Source organism: Sanguibacter biliveldensis (genome assembly GCF_033798665.1).
GTDB classification, from domain to species: Bacteria; Actinomycetota; Actinomycetes; order Actinomycetales; family Cellulomonadaceae; genus Sanguibacter; species Sanguibacter inulinus.
Window position 1 is genome coordinate 3,598,650 of record NZ_CP138359.1, and the last position, 20,237, is coordinate 3,618,886.

General features: G+C 71.5%; 17 protein-coding genes. 2 read left to right on the forward strand and 15 right to left on the reverse strand.

The window, feature by feature from the left end; genetic code table 11:
- Positions 1-43 precede the first annotated feature (43 nt).
- Complete coding sequence (locus SANBI_RS15680; RefSeq protein WP_319156663.1) at positions 44-2,107, reverse strand: PTS mannitol transporter subunit IICBA; 2,064 nt, start codon at positions 2,105-2,107, stop codon at positions 44-46.
- A gap of 195 nt (positions 2,108-2,302) precedes the next feature.
- Between SANBI_RS15680 and SANBI_RS15685 the strand changes: the two genes are divergently transcribed.
- Both SANBI_RS15685 and SANBI_RS15690 read left to right on the forward strand, forming a co-directional pair.
- Positions 2,303-3,361, forward strand: a complete 1,059-nt coding sequence (locus SANBI_RS15685) for a zinc-dependent dehydrogenase (RefSeq protein WP_319156665.1) — start codon at positions 2,303-2,305, stop codon at positions 3,359-3,361.
- 56 nt (positions 3,362-3,417) lie between these two features.
- Positions 3,418-4,185, forward strand: coding sequence for a DeoR/GlpR family DNA-binding transcription regulator (locus SANBI_RS15690; protein WP_319156666.1), 768 nt, complete (start codon positions 3,418-3,420; stop codon positions 4,183-4,185).
- 148 nt (positions 4,186-4,333) lie between these two features.
- On the opposite strand, the gene SANBI_RS15695 is transcribed toward SANBI_RS15690, so the two are convergent.
- The 14 genes from SANBI_RS15695 to folP form a co-directional block, all read right to left on the reverse strand.
- Positions 4,334-5,443 (reverse strand): lactonase family protein, encoded by a 1,110-nt coding sequence (locus SANBI_RS15695; RefSeq protein WP_319156668.1) that lies wholly within the window; start codon positions 5,441-5,443, stop codon positions 4,334-4,336.
- 163 nt (positions 5,444-5,606) lie between these two features.
- Positions 5,607-5,939 carry a histone-like nucleoid-structuring protein Lsr2 gene (locus tag SANBI_RS15700; protein ID WP_056128054.1) on the reverse strand — a complete coding sequence of 111 codons (333 nt, stop codon included), beginning with the start codon at positions 5,937-5,939 and terminating at the stop codon, positions 5,607-5,609.
- Positions 5,940-6,033: 94 nt separating this feature from the next.
- Complete coding sequence (locus SANBI_RS15705; protein WP_319156670.1) at positions 6,034-6,225, reverse strand: hypothetical protein; 192 nt, start codon at positions 6,223-6,225, stop codon at positions 6,034-6,036.
- 43 nt (positions 6,226-6,268) lie between these two features.
- Positions 6,269-7,801 carry a lysine--tRNA ligase gene (gene lysS / locus SANBI_RS15710; protein ID WP_319156672.1) on the reverse strand — a complete coding sequence of 511 codons (1,533 nt, stop codon included), beginning with the start codon at positions 7,799-7,801 and terminating at the stop codon, positions 6,269-6,271.
- 103 nt (positions 7,802-7,904) lie between these two features.
- Positions 7,905-8,804, reverse strand: coding sequence for a carboxylating nicotinate-nucleotide diphosphorylase (gene nadC / locus SANBI_RS15715; protein ID WP_408669765.1), 900 nt, complete (start codon positions 8,802-8,804; stop codon positions 7,905-7,907).
- A 112-nt stretch (positions 8,805-8,916) separates the two neighbouring features.
- The gene (locus SANBI_RS15720; RefSeq protein WP_319156674.1) at positions 8,917-10,614 is read right to left on the reverse strand and encodes an L-aspartate oxidase; all 1,698 of its coding nucleotides are present in this window, start codon (positions 10,612-10,614) and stop codon (positions 8,917-8,919) included.
- Positions 10,611-11,066 (reverse strand): aspartate 1-decarboxylase, encoded by a 456-nt coding sequence (panD, locus tag SANBI_RS15725; protein ID WP_319156675.1) that lies wholly within the window; start codon positions 11,064-11,066, stop codon positions 10,611-10,613. Before panD ends, SANBI_RS15720 begins: the two co-directional genes overlap by 4 nt.
- A complete protein-coding gene (gene panC / locus SANBI_RS15730) occupies positions 11,063-12,055 on the reverse strand; it encodes a pantoate--beta-alanine ligase (protein ID WP_319156677.1) in 993 nt (330 codons plus the stop codon). The genes panD and panC overlap by 4 nt, the downstream gene beginning before the upstream one ends.
- Entirely contained in the window at positions 12,055-12,993 is a 939-nt protein-coding gene (locus tag SANBI_RS15735) for a Rossmann-like and DUF2520 domain-containing protein (protein WP_319156680.1), read from the reverse strand. Before SANBI_RS15735 ends, panC begins: the two co-directional genes overlap by 1 nt.
- Positions 12,990-14,465: a PH domain-containing protein gene (locus SANBI_RS15740; RefSeq protein ID WP_319156682.1), complete on the reverse strand. Its 1,476-nt coding sequence runs from the start codon at positions 14,463-14,465 to the stop codon at positions 12,990-12,992. The genes SANBI_RS15735 and SANBI_RS15740 overlap by 4 nt, the downstream gene beginning before the upstream one ends.
- Positions 14,462-14,986 carry a PH domain-containing protein gene (locus tag SANBI_RS15745; protein ID WP_319156684.1) on the reverse strand — a complete coding sequence of 175 codons (525 nt, stop codon included), beginning with the start codon at positions 14,984-14,986 and terminating at the stop codon, positions 14,462-14,464. Before SANBI_RS15745 ends, SANBI_RS15740 begins: the two co-directional genes overlap by 4 nt.
- Positions 14,970-15,452, reverse strand: coding sequence for a DUF3180 domain-containing protein (locus SANBI_RS15750; protein ID WP_319156686.1), 483 nt, complete (start codon positions 15,450-15,452; stop codon positions 14,970-14,972). Before SANBI_RS15750 ends, SANBI_RS15745 begins: the two co-directional genes overlap by 17 nt.
- A complete protein-coding gene (gene folK / locus SANBI_RS15755) occupies positions 15,452-19,183 on the reverse strand; it encodes a 2-amino-4-hydroxy-6-hydroxymethyldihydropteridine diphosphokinase (protein WP_319156688.1) in 3,732 nt (1,243 codons plus the stop codon). Before folK ends, SANBI_RS15750 begins: the two co-directional genes overlap by 1 nt.
- Positions 19,180-20,226, reverse strand: coding sequence for a dihydropteroate synthase (gene folP / locus SANBI_RS15760; protein ID WP_408669714.1), 1,047 nt, complete (start codon positions 20,224-20,226; stop codon positions 19,180-19,182). Before folP ends, folK begins: the two co-directional genes overlap by 4 nt.
- Between the last annotated feature and the right edge of the window lie 11 nt (positions 20,227-20,237).

Here is a 20,237-nt window from a genome sequence, read left to right on the forward strand (position 1 = left end):
ACACGCGGCTCAGCGAGCGCGGGGCACCTGGTCTTCTGCTGGTCTAGCCGGGCCTCACACCGTCGAGCAGCGCGTGCACCTGCTCCGGGGTCTGGGCCAGGCGCAGCTGTTCCACCTGCTCGGGGTCCACGAAGATCTTCGCGAGCCTGGACAGCACGCGGAGATGGTCGTCCCCCGTCCCGGCGACAGCGACGACGAACTCGGCACGCCGCTCGCCGTCCCACGTCACGCTCGCGGGGTACCTCACGTAGGAGATCGCCGTGCGCAGCACGAGCCTCTTCGCCTCGTCTGTCCCGTGCGGGATTGCCAGGCCGTTGCCCATGTAGGTCGAGACAGAGCGCTCCCGGTCGTGCATCGCGAGCACGTAGGCGTCTGGCACAGCACCTTCGGCGACCAGCAGCTGTCCTGCTTCCTCGATCGCCGCGTCTCGGGTGGCCGCCCGGCCCTCCAGGACGATCGAGTCGAGAGCGAGCACGGCCGGGGCGGAGACCCTGGACGTGTCGTCGGTGTGCCGTGACCCGTCACGTCCGGTGGTCGGCCCAGCCTCGTCGGTGATCCCCGTCGAGGGTGCCGGCGCCGGCGAGCCTGCACCGGCCGCCCCCTGCCGGAGCATCTCCACCACGTCGTCGTACCGCGGGCTCGCCATGAAGCTGTCGACGGACACGTGGATCGCGCTCGGGGTGCGTTGCATCGCGCGCTCGGTGAGGTCTTGGTGCGTGACGACCAGGTCGACGGTGTCGGTGAGGCTGGAGATCGCCTTGTTGACGACCGTGACCGAGTCGAAGCCCGCCTCCCGGACCTTCTTGCGCAGCACGGAGGCGCCCATCGCCGAAGACCCCATCCCGGCGTCGCAGGCGAAGACGATGCTCCGGATCTGACCGGTGCCTGTCGGTGCAGCCGGGGTGCGTCCGAGCACAGCAGAGGCGACTGACGACCGGCCCTTCCTCGACTCCATGTCTGCGGTGGCTGCGGCGAGGTCGTCAGAACCTGACCTGTCGAGCCTGAGCAGCACCGCGGCCACGGCGAAGGTCACACCCGTGGCGGCGACCACAGAGGCGATGACCCCGACCAGGCTGCCCACGGGTGACTGGATGAGCACCGCGATGATCGAGCCTGGAGCAGCCGGGGCACGCAATCCTGACCCGAAGACCAGGTTGGTGGCGACGCCTGCCATGCCGCCGGCGACGACAGCCAGGATGAGCTTCGGCTTCATCAGGACGTACGGGAAGTAGATCTCGTGGATCCCCCCGACGAAGGAGATGATCGCGGCGCCGGGCGCGGAGGCGCGCGCGACACCTGAGCCGAAGACCGCGAAGGCGAGGAGCAGCCCCAGGCCCGGACCCGGGTTCGCCTCGATGAGGAACAAGATCGACTCGCCGTCACGGGTCGCCTCAGCCGTGCCGAGCGGGGTGAAGACCCCGTGGTTGATCGCGTTGTTGAGGAACAGCACCTTGGCCGGCTCGACGAAGACCGAGGTGAGCGGCAGGAGGCTGTTATCGACCAGGAAGTCGACGACCTTCTCGGCGGCCGTGGAGAAGGCCTCGACGAACGGTCCTGCGACCACGTAGCCGACGATGGCGAGCACCATGCCCCAGATGCCTGCGGCGAAGTTGTTGACGAGCATCTCGAAGCCGGGTCGGATCTTGTCCTGCCAGAGCAGGTCGAGGCGCTTCATCGACCAGCCGCCGAGCGGCCCCATGACCATCGCGCCGAGGAACATCGGCACGTCGGCGCCGGTGACCGCACCGATCGTCGCGATGGCTCCGACGACGCCGCCGCGGACCGTGTCGTCGTAGACCATCCGGCCACCCGCGTAGCCGATGAGGATCGGCAGCAGATAGCTGATCATCGGTCCGACGATCCCCGTGCCCTCCGCCCCGGCTCCCCACCCGCCGAAGTGCTCGACGAGGCCGTAGCCGCCGTCGTAGCCGAGGGCGTCTCCGACGAGCGTCACCCACCCGGTCTCGATGAAGAGCGCGGTGATGAGCCCCCAGGCGATGAAGGCACCGATGTTGGGCAGCACCATCGTCGAGAGCGCGGTCCCGAGCTTCTGCACGGTGACCCTCACTCCTCCCCTGGCAGGGCGCAGGTCGAGGTCTTCGGGCATATCTCCTCCTTGAGACGGGTGGCCGCCGCACGAGGCTGCCTGGGCAGTGACGGCGGTCGAGCACGACTCCCCACAGTAAAGCCGACAAACGGTACTGATGCCAACTACCTCGGAGGTCGTACATGTCCGATCTTGTGGTTATGATGCAGAAGTCGACCTTCGGAGGTCGGCGCCCACCCGCCACGAGGAGGACCGATGAAGGCTCTACGTTTCTATGCGCCCGAAGATGTACGCCTGGAGGAGCGGCCCGAGCCCGAGTGCGGACCGGACGAGGTCAAGATCCGGGTCCGCAGCTGCTCGACCTGCGGCACGGACGTCAAGATCTTCCACAACGGCCACCAGAACCTCACCCCTCCGCGAACGATCGGCCACGAGATCGCCGGCGAGGTCGTCGAGGTGGGTTCAGCGGTCGCGACGACCTTCGACCAGCACTGGGAGATCGGTGACCGTGTCCAGGTCATCGCCGCCGTGCCGTGCGGGGACTGCTACGAGTGCCGCAGGGGATGGATGGCGGTCTGCGAGAACCAGACCTCGATGGGCTACCAGTACGAGGGCGGGTTCGCCGAGTACATGGTCGTCCCCCGTCAGGTCCTCAAGGTCGACGGCCTCAACCGCGTGCCCGACGGCATCACCCTCGACGAGGCCTCGGCCGCGGAGCCGCTCGCCTGCGCGATCAACGCCCAGGAGCAGCTCGGCATCGAGAAGGGTGACGTCGTGGTCGTCTTCGGCGCCGGCCCGATCGGGTGCATGCACATCCGCGTCGCGCGCGGCGTCCACGGCTGCGGGCCCGTGTACCTCGTCGACGTCAACGCCGACCGCCTCACCATGTCTGCGGCCGTCGCACGCCCGGACGAGGTCATCGACGGCTCCGAGGTCGACGTCGTCGCCCGCGTCATGGAGCTGACCGGCGGCCGCGGAGCCGATGTCGTCATCACCGCGACGGCAGCGAAGGTCGCACAGGAGCAGGCCATCGCGATGGCTGCACGCAACGGTCGCATCTCCTTCTTCGGAGGGCTCCCGAAGACCGACCCTGTGATCGGCTGCGACTCGAACGTCGTCCACTACCGCCAGCTGCACATCCACGGGGCGAACGGTTCTGCGCCCGAGCACAACAAGCGGGCGCTCGAGTACATCTCGACAGGGCAGGTACCTGTCGCCGATCTCATCACCCACCGCATCCCCCTCGAGGACGCACTCAGCGCCCTCGACCTGGTGCGCAGCGGCACGGCGATCAAGGTGACCGTCAACCCCTGAGTCCGGTCGACGGCATCGCCCGCCAGGCAGACGAGAAGACTCACCGAGGAGGGCCTGTGTACGCAGAAGAACGCCAGCAGGCTATCGCCGATCTCGTGAGGTCGTCTGGACGGGCCTCCGTCGCCGAGCTCGCCCTCGAGTTCGCCGTCACGACAGAGACGGTCCGGCGCGACCTCAGTGCTCTTGCTGCGGCTCGGGTCGTGCGTCGTGTCCACGGAGGTGCGGTCCTCACGCCCGTCCCGACGGTCGTCGAGAGCGGGCTGGACGAGCGAGACCTGACACGTGCGGGCGAGAAGGAACGCATCGCCCGAGCGGCGACGCACCTTCTCCCGGACTCCGGCGGGAGCGTCGTCCTCGATGCGGGCAGCACCACCAGCAGGCTCGCGGCCCTCCTGACCCGCGACGCGCGACTCACCGTGTTCACCCACGGGGTACCCGTCGCGTCGCGGGTCGCGGTCCTGCCGCACGTGCAGCTCCACCTCCTGCCCGGGAGGGTGCGGACCCCTACCCAGGCTGCGGTCGGCGCCGAGACCGTGCGATCGATCGGACGGCTCAGGGTCGACGTCGCGTTCCTCGGCGCGAACGGCATCAGCGTCGACCACGGCTTCTCGACCCCTGACGCCGACGAGGCAGCGGTCAAGGCCGCTCTGGTCCGCGCCGCGAGGCACGTGGTGGTGCTCGCCGACTCGACCAAGCTCGGCCGAGACGCGACCGTCAGCTTCGCCGGCCTGGCGCAGGTCGACACCCTCGTCACCGACGCAGACGCGCCGGACAGCCTCGTCAGCGCCCTGCGTGCGCACGGCGTCGCGGTCATCCTCACCTGAGCAGCGTGACCGAGCACGCGGGGCGGACGATGCGGGGCGCGGCAGGCCAGGGCTCGGGGCCTGTGGAGCACCAGGCCACCGGACCAGTGGTGTACGGGACGGGCTCAGTCACGCGCAGGCGAGAGGCCTGCAGACGAGCAGGCGACCGTCAGACCGCCACGATGCAGGCCGGTGCTGGCAGCGGCACAGACGACACGAGGTCGGCGATCCCCGTCTCCCGGTCGACCCTGAGCGCTGTCACGTCCCCCGAGGTCTGCCCGGCGACCACGACGAGGTCGCAGACAGGGCCACGGTCCGGCTCCTCGCCCTCGGCCCGAGCGGCGGACGAGCTGATGACGGCGTGGTGCCGCGGCCAGACCACACCGGAGGGTGAGTCCGCCAGGTGCCGCACGACAGGGACCTCACCGTCGCCAGCCTCGACCGCGAAGGCTGCCAGGACGTCAGGACCGCGGACCGCCACGTAGAGCCGGGTGCCGTCCTGCGAGAGAGCGATGTGCGAGGGGAAGCTGCCCTTCTCGGTCGCGGGGGTCGAGCACGCCGGGAGGCTGGCGACCAGGGTGCCGCTCCCGTCAGCTGCCGTGCGCACCACGTGCACCTGGGAGTCCAGCTCACCGACGACGAAGGCGGTACCGTCGGCCCCCAGCGCAATGTGACGGGGGCCGGTGCCGGGCGGGAAGGTCACAGCCACCCCGTCGGCGACCAGGACCCCCGGTGTCGACGTCCTGCGGTAGCGGCGGATCTCGTCGGTGCCGAGGTCGCTCACCCACACGAACCGCTCCGAGACCTCCAGGACGAAGTGCGCGTGGGGTGACCTCTGCCGGTCACGGACCGGCCCGGAACCGGTGTGCGCGAAGGTCGCCACCGATCCACCGAGCCGCCCGTCGGCGGAGGTGGGCAGGACCGCGAGGCTCCCCGTGCTGTAGTTCGCGACGAGGACGTCACCTCGACCCACGACGAGATGACAGGGGTCTTCTCCGCCCGTCGAGGCGTCGGAGGTGGCGACCAGCTCGTCTCCGTCGACGGCGAAGGTCCGTACGCGCCCCTGGGCGGTCTCGGACACCGCGACGACGACGTCGCGGCCCGGGCTCAGGGCGAGGAACGACGGTGACACGGCCTCGACCAGCTGCCGGGCTCCTGAGAGCTCCCCGGAACCGAGGTCGAGCTCGAGGGACCAGATCCCTTCACCCGACCCTGGCTCTCCCGAGGCTGGGTATGTTCCGACGAGAAGTCGCTGCTGGGGTGCGGTGTCCGTGGTCACGCCCTCAGCCTAGCGATGCCGCACCGCTCCCGGAGGCGCCAGAAGGGCGGTGGACCCTGAGGTCCACCGCCCTTCTGACCGGTGCTGCGAGATCGAGCCTCGCACCGCCGGGCGACGCTGGCCGACCGCGCCGTGAGGCGTCAGCGGCATACGCCGAAGAACGTCAGTGAGCTGCTTCGTAGGCAGCCTTGATCTCGGCCGAGATACGGCCTCGCTCGTTCACGGTGTGCCCGTTGGCACGAGCCCACTCGCGGATGTCGTTCGCGGACGTGCCACCCGAGGAAGAACGGGTAGAACGCTTTGCCGGACGAGCAGCGGAACGCCCGACCTTGCGTGCGTGACCGACCCAGCTCGCCAGCGAGTCACGGAATGCCGACGCGTTGTCGGTCGAGAGGTCGATCTCGTAGGAGACGCCGTCGAGGGAGAACGTCACCGTCTCGTCGGCTGTTCCGCCGTCGAGGTCGTCGACCAGAATTACCTGGACCTTCTGTGCCATCTGAGATACCTCACGCTTCTGTTTCACTGCAGGGGACTTCATGCTCGCATCATTTCTGATTGCACGTCAACTGGAGAACAGATATCCGGAGGATTTACGGGGCGACGCCAGGCTCTTTGGACGCCGTGGCAGCGGCCTCGCGCGCATCTTCTTCGGCGTCGAGCCGTGCAAGATTCGCCCGCTCGTTCCTGTCGGCGCGAATGATGAATCGCATCGCGAAGTAGAACAGGACGCCCACCCCGATCGAGGGGACGAGGGCGGCGACAGAAGTCCAGAAGGTGCTCACAGGACCAGCCTACGACGGTGCTGCACGGTTCCGGTCACCCTCGTCAGCGCTGCGGCTTGACCAGCGGGAACAGGATCGTCTCGCGGATCCCGAGCCCGGTGAGCGCCATGAGCAGACGGTCGACACCCATCCCCATGCCACCGCTCGGGGGCATCGCGTACTCCATCGCGGTGAGGAAGTCCTCGTCGAGGACCATCGCCTCGTCGTCACCGGCAGCCGCCAAGATAGCCTGAGCCTCGAAGCGCTCGCGCTGGATCACCGGGTCGACAAGCTCGGAATAGGCCGTCGCGAGCTCGAATCCGCGGACGTAGAGGTCCCACTTCTCGACCTGGCCGGGAACCGTCCTGTGGTCGCGGGTGAGGGGCGAGGTCTCGACAGGGAAGTCACGGACGAAGGTCGGCGCGTAGAGAGAATCACCCACGTGGTGCTCCCAGAGCTCTTCGACGAGCTTTCCGTGGCTCACGCGCTTGGGGTCGAGCGAGATCTCTGCTGCGTCAGCAAGTGCGGTCAGCCTCTCGACGGAGGTCTCCGGGGTGATCTCCTCACCGACAGCCTCGGACAGAGAGCCGTACATCGTGAGCTCGGTCCAGTCACCGCCGAGCTCGTACTCTTCACCCGAGGCGAGTGTCACGAGAGTGGTCCCGAACATGTCGAGAGCCGCCTTCTGCACGAGATTCTTGGTGAGCACGGCCATCGTGTTGTAGTCGCCGTAGGCCTCGTACGCCTCGAGCATCGCGAACTCGGGTGAGTGGGTCGAGTCGGCCCCCTCGTTGCGGAAGTTCCGGTTGATCTCGAAGACGCGCTCGATACCGCCCACGACGGCCCGCTTGAGGAACAGCTCGGGCGCGATCCGCAAGAACAGGTCGATGTCGAACGCATTCATGTGGGTCGTGAACGGGCGCGCAGCCGCGCCACCGTGGATCGTCTGGAGCATCGGGGTCTCGATCTCCATGAATCCGCGCTCGTGGAAGTTCTCGCGCAGCGAGCGGACCACGCCGGATCGCAGGCGCGCTGCGTCACGGGCAGCCGGGCGCGCGATGAGGTCGACGTAGCGCTGGCGGACGCGGGCCTCCTCGGAGAGGTCCTTGTGCAGGACCGGGAGCGGGCGGAGCGCCTTGGCGGCGATCTGCCAGGAGTCGGCGAAGATGCTCAGCTCACCGCGGCGCGAGCTGCCGACCCGGCCGTGCGCGAACAGGTGGTCGCCGAGGTCGACGTCCGACTTGAAGGCGGCGAGGGACTCTTCGCCGACGGCTGCCAGGCTCAGCATGATCTGGAGGCGGTTGCCCTCGCCGTCCTGCAGCGAGACGAAGCAGAGCTTGCCGGAGTTGCGCAGGAACACGACACGCCCGGCGACACCGACGACGTCGTCGGTCTCCTCCCCGGTCTCCAGGTGCGCGTACGCAGAGCGGACCTGCGCGATCGTGTGGGTGCGGGGCACCTCGACGGGGTAGGCCTCGACGCCCCGCTCGAGCAGCCTGTCGCGCTTCTCGCGACGCACCCGCAGCTGCTCGGGGAGGTCAGACTCCCCGGTCGTCACGGTCGGGTCTGCGGGCGCGGGAGTCTGCTCAGAAGTCACCCCGCCATCCTAGTGGAGCCGCGCGACCCGCAGACCGCCGCGGAGGGCTCCAGGAGCGGGCACGGTCGAGACCCTGGTCACCCGGCGGTTCTCGACGGGATGGTCAGCGTGCGACGAGGTCGAGCGCGAGGTCGAGGATCGGCGCCGAGTGCGTGAGCCCGCCGACAGACATGTAGTCGACACCCGTGCGGGCGACCTCGGCGGCACGGTCGAGCGTCAGGTTGCCCGTGGCCTCGAGCTCGATCCGACCTGTCGTCGCCTCACCCGCCCGGACCGCTGCGACAGTCGACGCGAGGACGTCGGTGGGCATGTTGTCGAGCAGCAAGAAGGTCACGCCCGCGGCGACAGCCTCGAGGGCCTGGTCGAGGGTGTCTGCCTCGACCTGGACGAGGACGTCGGGGAAGGCCGCGCGGACCGCCGCGACCGCCGCGGTCACCGATCCTGCGGCGACGACGTGGTTGTCCTTGACCATCGCGACGTCGTACAGCCCCATGCGCTTGTTGGTCCCACCACCGGCCCGGACCGCGTACTTCTCGAGCGCGCGCAGGCCCGGTGTCGTCTTGCGGGTGTCGAGGACCGTCGCACCGGTCCCGTCGAGCCTGTCGGCCCACGCCCGGGTCGCGGTCGCGACACCCGACGCGCGGCTCGCGAGGTTGAGCAGCGATCGCTCGGCCATCAGCAGGACCTGGACCGGACCTGTCAGCACGGCAAGCCGCCGCCCTGCCTCGACCCGCGTTCCGTCCTGGACGTCGAGGTCGACGGTCACCTGACCCAGGCCGAAGCGTGCTGAGACCTGGTCGACGACCTCCTGCACGACGACCAGCCCGGCGACCACACCGGCCTGTCGGGCGACGAGGTGGGCGACAGCACCCGAGGAGACCGCGATGGTCGCCTGGCTCGTCACGTCGCGGCCGGGGTCTCCCCCGAGATCTTCGCTGAGGGTCCGTCGGACGACGTCGACGACCCACGCGTGGTCGAGGCCGGGGACCACCGCAGGCTGCACAGCAGCTGCGGAGGTGGGCACGGTGGCGCTCTCGGCGCCGACGGTGGGCTGGTTCTCGGGGGCTGCTGAAGTCACGCGCCCACGGTAGCCGACGCTGGTCAGCGCACCAGCGTCAGTCGACCAGCAGCGTCCCGTCCTCGGCGAGCGAGGCGACGACGCGCCGCTCCCAGGCCGCGTCGCGCTCGGGGAAGTCGGAGCGGAAGTGCCCGCCGCGACTCTCCTCGCGGCGTGCTGCCGTCGCGGTGAGGACCGTCGACACCTGGTGCACGTTGCTCGTCTCCCACTCGGCGGTCTGCGGCTGCGCGCTGAGGTCCCCGGCCACGGCCTCGGGGAGGTTCGCGTCGGTGCGGACCGAGGCCAGCTTCTCGGCGGCCACGGCGAGGCTCTCCGCCGAGCGGATCACGCCGCTGCCCGTCGAGGTGACACGCTGGATCCGGGTCCGGCTCGCGGCCATGACGAGGCCCGTGGGCCCTGGGCGCGGGACCGGCTCGAGCAGCGGCAGCTCACCGGCCGCCATCCTGCTCGCGATGTCCTCGGCGGCGCGGTGCGCGAAGACCAGGCCCTCGAGCAGGGAGTTGGACGCGAGCCTGTTGGCGCCGTGCACGCCTGTGCAGGCGACCTCGCCGACGGCGTAGAGGCCGCGCACCGCCGAGCGACCGTCGAGGTTCGTGACCACACCCCCCGAGTGGTAGTGCTGGGCAGGCGCGACAGGGACGGGCTCTTCGGTGATGTCGAAGCCCTGCTCGAGCAGACGCTCGGTGATCGTCGGGAACCGGCGCCGCAAGAAGTCCGCACCGAGGTGGCGGGCGTCGAGCAGCACGTGGTCGGAGCCTGTCGCGGCCATCTGCCGGACGATGGCGTGGGCGACGACGTCACGCGGCGCGAGCTCGGCCATGGGGTGGACCGCGGGCATGAACCTGTGACCGAAGACGTCGACCAGGTACGCACCCTCGCCGCGCACGGCCTCGGACACGAGCGTCAGCTGCCCCTTGGCGCCGGAGCCCAGCCAGAGCACCGTCGGGTGGAACTGCACGAACTCCATGTCGCCCAGCGTCGCGCCGGCGCGCAGGGCCGCTGCGGTGCCGTCGCCCGTGGCCTGAGGCGGGTTCGTCGAGGCCATGAAGGACTGCCCGATCCCCCCTGTCGCGAGCACTACGGCACGGCTGCGGACGGCGCCGACGCCGTCTCGGCTGCCCGCACCCTTGACGTGCAGGGTGACGCCGCAGACGGAGCGCCGCAGCCCGTCGGGGCTCGTCGGGGTGACAGGACCGGCGCTCGTCAGGAGATCGATGACGAGGGCGTGCTCGATCACCTCGATGCCCGGGTCGTTGCGCACGGCCTCGAGCTGGGCCACGAGAGCGCGGGAGATCTCCGCACCCGTCGCGTCTCCGCCCGCGTGCGCGATGCGGTCGGCGTGGTGGCCGCCCTCGCGGGTCAGGGACATCTCGCCGCCGCCGTCGGTGTCGAAGAGCGCGCCGAGCGCCACGAGCTCGCGCACGCGCGCCGGCCCCTCGGTGACGAGCACCTCGACGGCTGCGGGGTCGCAGACGCCCGCGCCGGCCACCAGGGTGTCCTCGAGGTGGGCAGCGGGCGAGTCTCCGGGGGCGAGGGCCGCAGCGATGCCACCCTGGGCCCAGACCGTCGAGCCTGACGACAGCGCGTCCTTGGTGACGAGCAGGACGCGGGGGACGCGGGTCCTCAGCTCGAGCGCTGCTGTCAGACCGGCGATGCCCGAGCCGACCACGACGACGTCCGCCTCGGTGGTCCACCCGGGGTCGGGGGCGGCGAGCGTGGTGAGGAGGGTGGTCACCCCTGCGCGCCGTGCGGCTGCTGGAAGGGCGCGATCGCGAGCCCGCTCGGCTCGAGGTCGAAGCCTGCCGGGACCAGACCGGGCTCGTCGGAGACCTCGACGACCCGGTTGTCCTCGTCGACGAACACGACGTGCGGGAGGTAGTGCCGGGCCTCGGCGTCGGCGAGCATGCCGTACGCGATGATGATGACGGTGTCGCCGGGGTGCACGTGGTGGGCCGCGGCGCCGTTGATGCAGACCTGGCCGGAGCCCGGCTCGCCGGGGATGACGTAGGTGGTCAGGCGTGAGCCGTTGGTGACGTCGACGACGTCGACCTGCTGGCCCGGGTAGAGGTCGGCCGCCTCGAGCAGGAGGTTGTCGATCGTGATCGAGCCGACGTAGTGCAGGTCGGCCTGGGTCACCGTCGCGCGGTGGATCTTGCCGATCATCATCGGACGCTGCAGAGACGTCACGGGGTTCCTCCGGTGGTGCGGTGCTGGGTGGTGGTGCCGGCTGTGGTGTCAGTGCCGTCGGCGCCGGTTCGGCCGGCCCCGGTGCGGCCGGTGCCGGCGCCGTCGGAGACCGCGCCGCCGACCTCGACCGCCATGGTGTCGATCAGCCTCGTGGTGCCCACGCGAGCCGCGACGAGCAGCAGGGCGGGACCTGTGTGGTCCGGGGGCACGTCGTCCACGGTAGCGGGGTCGACGAGCACCAGGTAGTCGACGTCAACGCCCTCGGCAGCCCCGAGCATTCCCCGGGCCGTCTCACGGACCTCGTCGGCCGGTGCGCCACGGAGCGCAGCGTCCCGTCCTGCGGCGAGCGACGAGGACAGCGCGAGCGCGCGGGCCCGCTCCTCGGCCGAGAGGTAGGCGTTGCGCGAGGACAGCGCGAGGCCGTCGTCGTCGCGGACGATCGGCACGCCGTGGATGGTCACGGGCACGTCGAGGTCGTGCACGAGCCTGCGGACGGCGAGCAGCTGCTGCGCGTCCTTCTCGCCGAAGACCGCGACGTCGGGCGCGGTGAGGTGCAGCAGCTTGAGGACGACGGTCAGCACCCCGTCGAAGTGGCCGGGCCGGGACGCGCCCTCGAGGACCGTGCCGATGCGGCCGGCGGTGACGCTGACGATCGGGCGACCGTCGGGGTACATCTCGTCGAGGGCCGGTGCGAAGACGACGTCGACGCCGACGGAGGCGAGCAGCGCGACGTCTGCGTCGAGGGTCCGAGGATAGCTGTCGAGGTCCTCCCCCGGGCCGAACTGCAGAGGGTTGACGAAGATCGTCACGACCACCTCGTCGGCGAGGCGCCGGGCCTCGCGGACGAGCTCGAGGTGCCCCGCGTGCAGAGCACCCATCGTCATGACGACGGCGCGGCGGCGCTGCGGGGCGTCGGACGGACGGGCGAGCACCTGCGCGAGGTCCGCGCGGGTGGTGGTCACGACTGGCCTGGGGTGGCCGCTGAGCATCAGTTCTCCTTCTGGGGGGCGTTCAGGACGTCGAGCAGGGACTGCGCCTGCCCGTCCTTGATCCGGCCTGCGGCGAGCGCACGCACGGTGGCTGCCCTGCTGAGGGCGCGATAGCTGTCGACGGTGTCGGTCGCGTCGCGGTGCGCGGCCAGGGACGCGAGCTCGTTGAGGTGCGTCTCGACGGTGCCGGCGTCGCCGCGCACGACGGGCCCGGTGAGGGTCTGCACGGGGTCTCCCACACCGTCCGCCGCGCGCAGCGCGCCGTCGAGCGCGGCGTGCAGCAGCGGCGCGAGCGCACGGCCCGGGTCGTCGATCCCGGCGACCTGGAGCGCCTGCGCCGCCTGCGCGACGAGCACCACGAGGTGGTTCGCGCCGTGCGCGAGGGCTGCGTGGTAGAGCCCACGGTCTTCTTCGGCGATGACCACAGGCTCACCGCCGATCTCCACGACGAGCGCGAGGCCGATCGGCTGGACAGGTCCCGGCGCCGTCACCGCGAAGGTCGTCCCCTCGAGCCTGCCGAGGTCGAGGGACGTCCCTGTGAAGGTCATCGCGGGGTGGATCGCCACGGGGATCGCGCCCTGGGCCCGGGCCGGCGCGAGCACGTCGGTGCCGTAGCGGCCTGAGGTGTGCACGACGATCTGGCCGGGCTGCCAGACCCCGAGGTCGGCCAGACCCGACACGAGCGGCGCGAGAGCGTCGTCCGGGACCGTGAGCAGCACGAGCTCGGAGCGCTCGACGACGTCACGGACGTCGAGGACCGGGACACCGGGCAGCATGGCCCCGGCTCGCTCGCGGGACGCCTCGGAGATCGCCGAGACTCCGACGACGGCGTGGCCGACCGAGCGGAGCGCGTTGCCCAGCACGGCTCCCACCCGGCCTGCGCCGACGATCCCGACACCGAGCCGTCCGGGGCGCCGGGCCCCTGTGGTCTCGCTCATCCGAGGGCCTGCATCCATCGCTCCGGTCCGGCCGACGTGCGGGCGGCACGGGCGCGCGAGGCCTGGTCGGCGAGCAGGCGCGAGGCCTCGTCGTCGCCGAGGTGGACGACGCGCGGACCGATGGGCCCGGGGGTCGAGTGCAGCACGAAGCTGGTCAGGCCGAGGCGACGCTGCAGCGGCCCCTGGTCGAGGCCGAGGGACTGCGTGCGCTCGTGCGGGACGACCTCCGCAGTGCGCACGAGGCGCCCACGTCGGATCAGGAGCGCGCGACCTGTCACCGCATAGCCGTTGCGACGCCACGCGAGGGGGTCGAGCCAGCGCGCCTGTCGTGGGCTCGTGACGAAGCCGAGATCGTCCCCGGACCCGCTCAGCAGCGCGTCGAGGACGGCCGTCGGGTCGTCGACGCCGAGGTCGGGGAGCACCAGCCACAGGGCACGCAGCGCGTCGTCGCGGCTGCCGACGGGCAGGAGGACGGCACCGGCCTGCTCTCCGTCGGTCGACTCCGCGTAGCCGGCCACGTTGACCTCGACGCGCCACCAGCCGGCCGCGCGCCACAGCAGCCCCTGCTGGATGCGGATCGCCTGGACCCGCCCCGGAGGGATGGTCTGCGACCTCGTCTCGAGCAGCCCGTGCCGGAGCCGGATCCCGTCGGGCGAGATCGCCCCTGTGAAGCCGAAGCCGCCGGAGAAGCGCGAGAACACGTAGGCCCCGAGACCGAAGACGATCGGCAGGACCGTGAACAGCGGGGCCACCTGACGGATGACGATCGCTGTCGTCACGGCGGCCACGACCCCCACGAGCAGGACGATCGTCGCGGCGTTGAGCAGCACAGACCCGACGAGCCGGCCCACGGGGACCTCGAGCACGGCGTTCTCCGGAGCCTCCTCGACGGGGTCCGTGCCGTCGGCGGTCTCGACCCCGGCCGCACGGGCGAGCAGCAGGTTGCGGAGCTGGTTCGCGTCGGCGTCCCGCAAGAACCCGAGACGAGCGCCCGAGTCGCCGCCCCCGGCGACGCTCAGCTTGAGCTCGGCCAGGCCGAAGAAGCGTGCGAGCAGAGGCTTGACGATGTCGACGGCCTGGAGCCTGTCGAGGCGGACCTTGCGCTGCTGCCTGAAGAGGATGCCGGAGTGCACGTAGACGGCGTCACGGTCGTAGGCGTAGCGAGTCATGCGCCAGGACAACCAGGCCCAGACCCCGCCGACGAGCCCGACCCCGAGGATGCCGAGGACGACGAAGCCCCAGTGGTCGGTCGCCAGGCTCATGTCGCCCTCGGGCATGCTCTCGATCGACTGCCGCCCGACCATGAACAAGATGACAGCGAGCACGGCCCAGCCGCGCACGAGCGGGGTGACAGGGTGCAGGCGCCGCCACTCGAGCTCGGCCGGCGGGACGGCGTCAGCGCCGGTCTCGACCGCAGGCTCGGTCTCTGGTGCGTCCGGGCGGTCGTCGGCGCTCGGTCCGACGCTCGTCACAGCCCCGCCAGCCGGGCCTCGCCGCGCGACGCCAGGCGGTCGCGCAGGCGGGCCGCGTCGGCAGGCTGGAGGCCGTCGATCGTCGCGTCGGTGCCCGGGGACGCTGTGTGCAGCTGGACTGAGGAGATGTCGAGACGACGGGCGAGCGGACCGGCTGTCACGTCGACGAACTGCATGCGCCCGTAGGGCACCACGACGAGGCTGCGGAACATCACGCCCTTGCGGATGAGGAGGTCGTCGTCGCGCTCGGCGTAGCCGATCGCACGGACCTGGCGCGAGACGACGGCGGCCGACCATGCGACGACCACGGCGACGACCGCCGCCGAGGCCCACAGCCACGGGCCCGCCTGGGGCAGCAGGACCGCGAGCACCACGAGGGCGACCAGCGGCAGGCCGAGGAAGATCCCGAGCAGCACGAAACGCGCCGTCGCGAGCCTGCTCGACACACGCTGCCACTCGATGCCGTCGGGGTCGAAGGGCGAGACGCCCCGAGGTCCTGTCTGGTCAGTCATGGGCACCATCTTCTCGCATCTGCGTCGGCTCGCCGTCTCCGGGCGGCGGGAGCTCGCAGAACCGCTCGGCGACGAGCCCCGCGACCGCGAGGACGACGGCACCGACCGCAGCTGCGCCAGCGCTCCAGGCTCGACCCTGCTGAGCCTCGACCTGGAGGTGCGGGAGGGTCAGCAGGGCCTGGCCCGCGTACCAGCCGGCCAGCAGCGCCCCGGTCAGCGACGACGCCTTGGCGAGCGCGGCGGTCCGTGCCGCCCGGATCGGGTCGAGCGCGGGACGTCGCCCACGCAGGTACGAGCGGACCGCGCTCGCCGCCCACAGCACGAGCGCGGCCACCACCACGAGGACAGGGGCCACCACCCAGAGCACAGGGGCCAGATGGGTGCCGCGTGAGTCGAGGAGGCTGAGCACGCCCCAGGTCACAGCACCCGTGGCCGCGGCGACCAGGGCGAGGGTCGACGACCGGGTGCGCCCCATCAGACCGGGCGGTCCGGCGAGGCCGGGCTGTCGTCGTCCTGCAGCTCGGGGTGCTCGATCACGGGCGGGCCCCCGGGCCAGCCGAAGCCCTCGTCAGAGGGCGCGACGTCCTCGTCAGAAGAGGCGGGGAGACCGTCCGTGGTGTGCTCGTGGTCGGCGCTGGCGGGATCGGTCTCGGCGGCACCGGCGGGCTCTGCGGGCTCGGGCAGGTACCCCGTCTGCCCGGCGTCCTCGCCGGCGGGCTCCTGGTCGACGTCCTGGTCGGTCTCGGGCTGAGGGACCGAGACGACCTGGACGGCGGTCAGCGCCGGGGCGACCGTCGCGGGACGCCGCACCTGGGCCGCCGTGGGGACCTCGGCGTCGTGCAACCAGTCGAGGGCCAGCCAGCGGATCCCTTCGCGGTCGTGGGCCGTGGCAGCGAGGGCAGCGACAGGTCCACCACCCAGGCCAGGCAGGTGCGCGTCGGGCGACAGGTGCGCCCAGGGCGCCAGCACGAAGGCGCGCTCGTTGGCGCGAGGGTGCGGGAGCTCGAGGTCCGGGGCAGACCCGATGACGTCGCCGTACACGACGATGTCGATGTCGAGGGTGCGCGGGCCCCAACGGACGTCACGGACCCGTCCGTTGCCGGCCTCGACCGACTGGCAGCCGAGCAGCAGCTCGCGCGGCGAGAGGGTGGTGCGGACGATCACGACGGTGTTGAGGAAGTCAGGCTGCTCGGGCCCGCCGACGGCGGCGGTGCGGGCGAGCGGTCCGACCTCGACCACGTCGACCCCGGTGAGGGTCCCGAGCTCGGCGACCGCGCGACGCAGCGTGCCCTGGGCGTCGCCCAGGTTGGCGCCGAGCGCGAGCACGGCGTCGACAGGCTCGTCCGGCCGCGCGTCCATGCGGTCGAGCTGGAGCGGCATCTGGTGCGCGTCCTCGGGCTCGGACAGGTCGCCGAAGGGACCGGCGACGGTCTGGGTACCGAGACCGAGGCTCGGGACACCTGTCGGTACGGAGGTCGCAGCACCGGTCTCGTCCGTCGGCAGGCCCTCGCCCGAGGTCGCCGTGACGACGGGGACCGGCGCCGTCGGCGTCGTCAGCTGGTCTACGGCTGACTCGTGGTCGACGGCGGGAGCCTCGGGCACAGGACCGCTCCCGGTCTGCTCGGGCTCGGGCTCGGGCTCGGGCTCGGGCTCGGACGCCTCCGCCGGGGAAGAGTCGTCAGCGGCGAGGTGACCGTCCTCGCCGTCTGCGCTGTCCTCGTCTCCGGCGTCCTCGGTGCGGTCGAGGTGCTCGCCGTGCTCGCTGACCTCGGTGTGCGCAGCAGGGTCGCCGACGAGGGAGGACGTGGAGGTGTCGACGACCGCCGTCTCCGGGGCGAGCGCGTCCGGCACGACAGGCTCGAGGACTGCCGTCTCGTCGACGCTCGGGCGGCTGGCACTGTGCTCGTCGCCTATCGTCCGGTCTGAGCCGAGATCGTCGGACCACGCCTCACCGGCGCCGGTCAGGGCGTCGTCGGTTCCGGCCGGGCCCTCGTCGGTGTCGAGCGCATCGGCCTGCGTCTCGTCAGTTCTGTGCTCAGGCGTCCACCCGGGCACCGTCTGCTGCTCAGCCTCGGTCGGAACGACCGCGGTCGGCGGGGTGAACGGGGCGAGCGGCGCCAGGGCGAACTCCGGCACGTACGGTGCGTCGTCCTCCGAGGCAGGAGACGTGACCTGCTCGGCGCGCTCGTCGTCAGGGGCGTAGACGTCGCCATCACCGTCCTGCTCGACGACCGGTGCGCTCACGTGCTCGTCGCGGACCGGGGCCATGACCTGGGTCTCGTCGAGCCGCGGGCTGTCTCCGGTCTCGGAGGGCGGGGTGCCGACGTCTCCAGGTGCAGAGCCGACGACCGTCTCCTCAGCCGTCGCACTAGAGTGCGACGATCCGTCGAGACCAGCGGAGTGGTGCGCAGTCTCGTCGTGCTCAGTCTCGTCGTGCGCAGTCTCGTCGTGCGCAGTCTCGTCGTGCGCAGTCTCGTCGTGCGCAGTCTCGTCGTGCGCAGTCTCGTCGTGCGCAGTCTCGTCGTGCGCAGTCTCGTCGTGCGAGGTCTCGTCGTGCGAGGTCTCGTGGTGAACAGGCTCGCCGTGGGCGGTCTCGGCATCTGCATCGCCCTCGTCCGCGGAGACGAGACCCGCCGCAGCACCTGTCGGAGCGCCGTGCTCCTGGTCAGCCTCGTCGGCTGCGTCGTCGCGGGGGCCGTCCTCGTCGGCAGGTGCCGTCTGCACCACCTGGGTCGGCTCCCCGGCAGAGCTCTCGTCCCGGTGGGACGCGGCTGCATCTGCGGCTGCATCCGGAGCCTGCTCCGAGGCCGCGACCTCCGACGGGGCTGTGGCAGCAGTCGGGTTGAGCAGCTCTTCGAAGCTCAGCGGGGCGCGCTCACGGCTCGCGTTGAGGACCGCGGCGCTCGCCGCGGCGAAGAAGGCGGCACTCGGCTGACGCCCGCCAGGACGCTCGGTCGCCGCAGGCTCCTCACCCGTCGTGCCGACGGTTCGCTCGTCCACGGCGGGTGCATCACCAGCGGCTGGAGCGCTCTCGTCGGTCTCGAGGCCCTCGTGTGCTGGAGGGACCTCGGCCTCGTCCGGTGCAGCGGCCGACGAGGTGACGTCGACCGTCTCGTCCACGACATCCTGTGCAGGGTCGACGTCCTGGCCCGTCGAGACCTCTCGGGCCTCGTCGTCGGGGTCGGCGGCGGGGCTGACGTTCGTCTCGGACCTGTCGTGCACCTCGGTGCGCGGACGCAGACCGAAGACCTCAGGCCTGCGGACCTCCTCCGAGAGACGTGCCTGCTCGGCGAGGGCTGCCTCGTCGAGGGGCGGGACGGCGGCGACCTCCGGCAGACCAGACGGTGCGCCATCACTCGCGGTGCCTGCACGCGACGCAGGCGCAGAGTCCTCAGACGTCTCGTCGCCGTCGTGGACCAGGTCGGACTCGAGGTGGAGCTCGGACTCGCCGTAGCTCGCCGGGTCGGCCTCGCGGGCGGCGACCGGAGCAGTGAGGACCCCGAGGGGCAGGTCGAGCGTCGGGTTGGCCGACGGCTGCGGCGCCTCGGCCTCCGGTGCGTGGTCGACCTCGTCGACCCGGAGCGCGACGGGCTCGAAGGCCTCGGGGAGATCGGCCGGGGCAGGCACGACGGCCGGCAGCGCTGTGAGCGCGACGGCAGGCTCCTCGACCCCGGCGGGGAGCCCCGGGACGGGCTGCGGTGCATCACCCTCGACCGGCAGGGCCACGGGCTCCGCGGCGCGGTCTGCCAGCGGGATCTCGTCGAGGGCAGGGGCGACCGGCGACGCGACCACGGGCACGTTGAGCCTGTCGCGGTTGATCGTCACGGTCACGTCGGAGAACGGCACGGGGATCGGCGCCTGCGGCTTGTGGACGGTGACGTCGACCGAGGCCACGAGCGGGCGGTCGAGGATCGCTGCGGCGATCTGCTCCGCGACGGTCTCGATGAGGTCGACCGGGGCACCGGTGAGGATGTCGACGACGTCCTGGGCGACGAGCGCGTAGTTCACGGTCTCGTCGAGGTCGTCGTCCCGGGCAGCCGCACGGGTGTCGAGGTAGAGGGTCACGTCGGCGCTGAAGTCCTGACCTGCCTCGCGCTCGCTCTCGAGCACGCCGTGGAAGCCTCGTGCCGCGATACCGAGGATCTGGATCTGGTCGAGCGGGAAGCCGCTCGCGTCCAGGACCGATCGTTGCACCAAGGTGCTCATGCGCTCTCCCCGTCCTTCGTCGTCCGTCGTGGTGCTGTCGTGTGATCGTGCGGCGCCGCGGCGCCCGGACCCTGGTCTGCGGCACCGCGCTCGTCGTCGCGCACGGCCCCGCCTCCAGGAAGATCTGGCCCAGGTGTCCCCGAGCGGTCCAGTGATCGTCCGGCACCGACCCATGCCTGGGCAACCCGGACGGCGTCTGCGGTGCTCTTCACCTCGTGGACGCGCACGCACCAGGCGCCCGCTGCGGCCGCGAGGGCGCTCACGGCGGCTGTCGCGTGGTCACGCTCGAGCGGAGCGACAGGCTCCCCGTCGGCGCCTGCGAGCAGGCGCCCGAGGAACCTCTTGCGCGAGGCCCCGACGAGCACCGGGAGACCGAGCGACGCGAGCTCGTCGAGCCCGGCGAGGAGCGGCCAGTTGGCCGATCCCGCCTTGGAGAAGCCGAGCCCGGGGTCGACGACCAGCTGCTCGCGGCGCACGCCCGCAGCGACGAGGGCGTCGACCCGCTCGGCGAGCTCACGGCGGACGTCGAGGACCACGTCGTCGTAGTGCTCGAGGCTGTCCATGACGTCGGCGTGCCCACGCCAGTGCATGACGACGTAGACGACCCCGGTCCGGGCGACGACCTCAGCCATGGCCGGGTCCGCCAGACCACCCGAGACGTCGTTGACGATGAGCGCACCCGCGGCGACAGCCTGCTCGGCGACGACGGCCCGGGTCGTGTCGACCGATACGACGGCACCCTCGGCGGCGAGCGCGTGCACCACGGGCAGCACCCGCGCGAGCTCGTCCTCGACGCTCACCCGCGCCGACCCCGGACGCGTCGACTCACCGCCGACGTCGAGGATGTCCGCGCCCTCGGCCAGCAGCTCGCGCCCGTGACGGATCGCCGCCCCGGGCTCGAACCACTCGCCGCCGTCGGAGAACGAGTCAGGGGTCACGTTCACGACACCCATGACGAGGGTCCGGTCACGTCCGTGCAGGGAGGCGGGCAGCGGCTCCGGACCCGGTCGGGCCGTGGAGCCGGCGTTCGTCGGCAGAGGCATGGCCCGGGCCG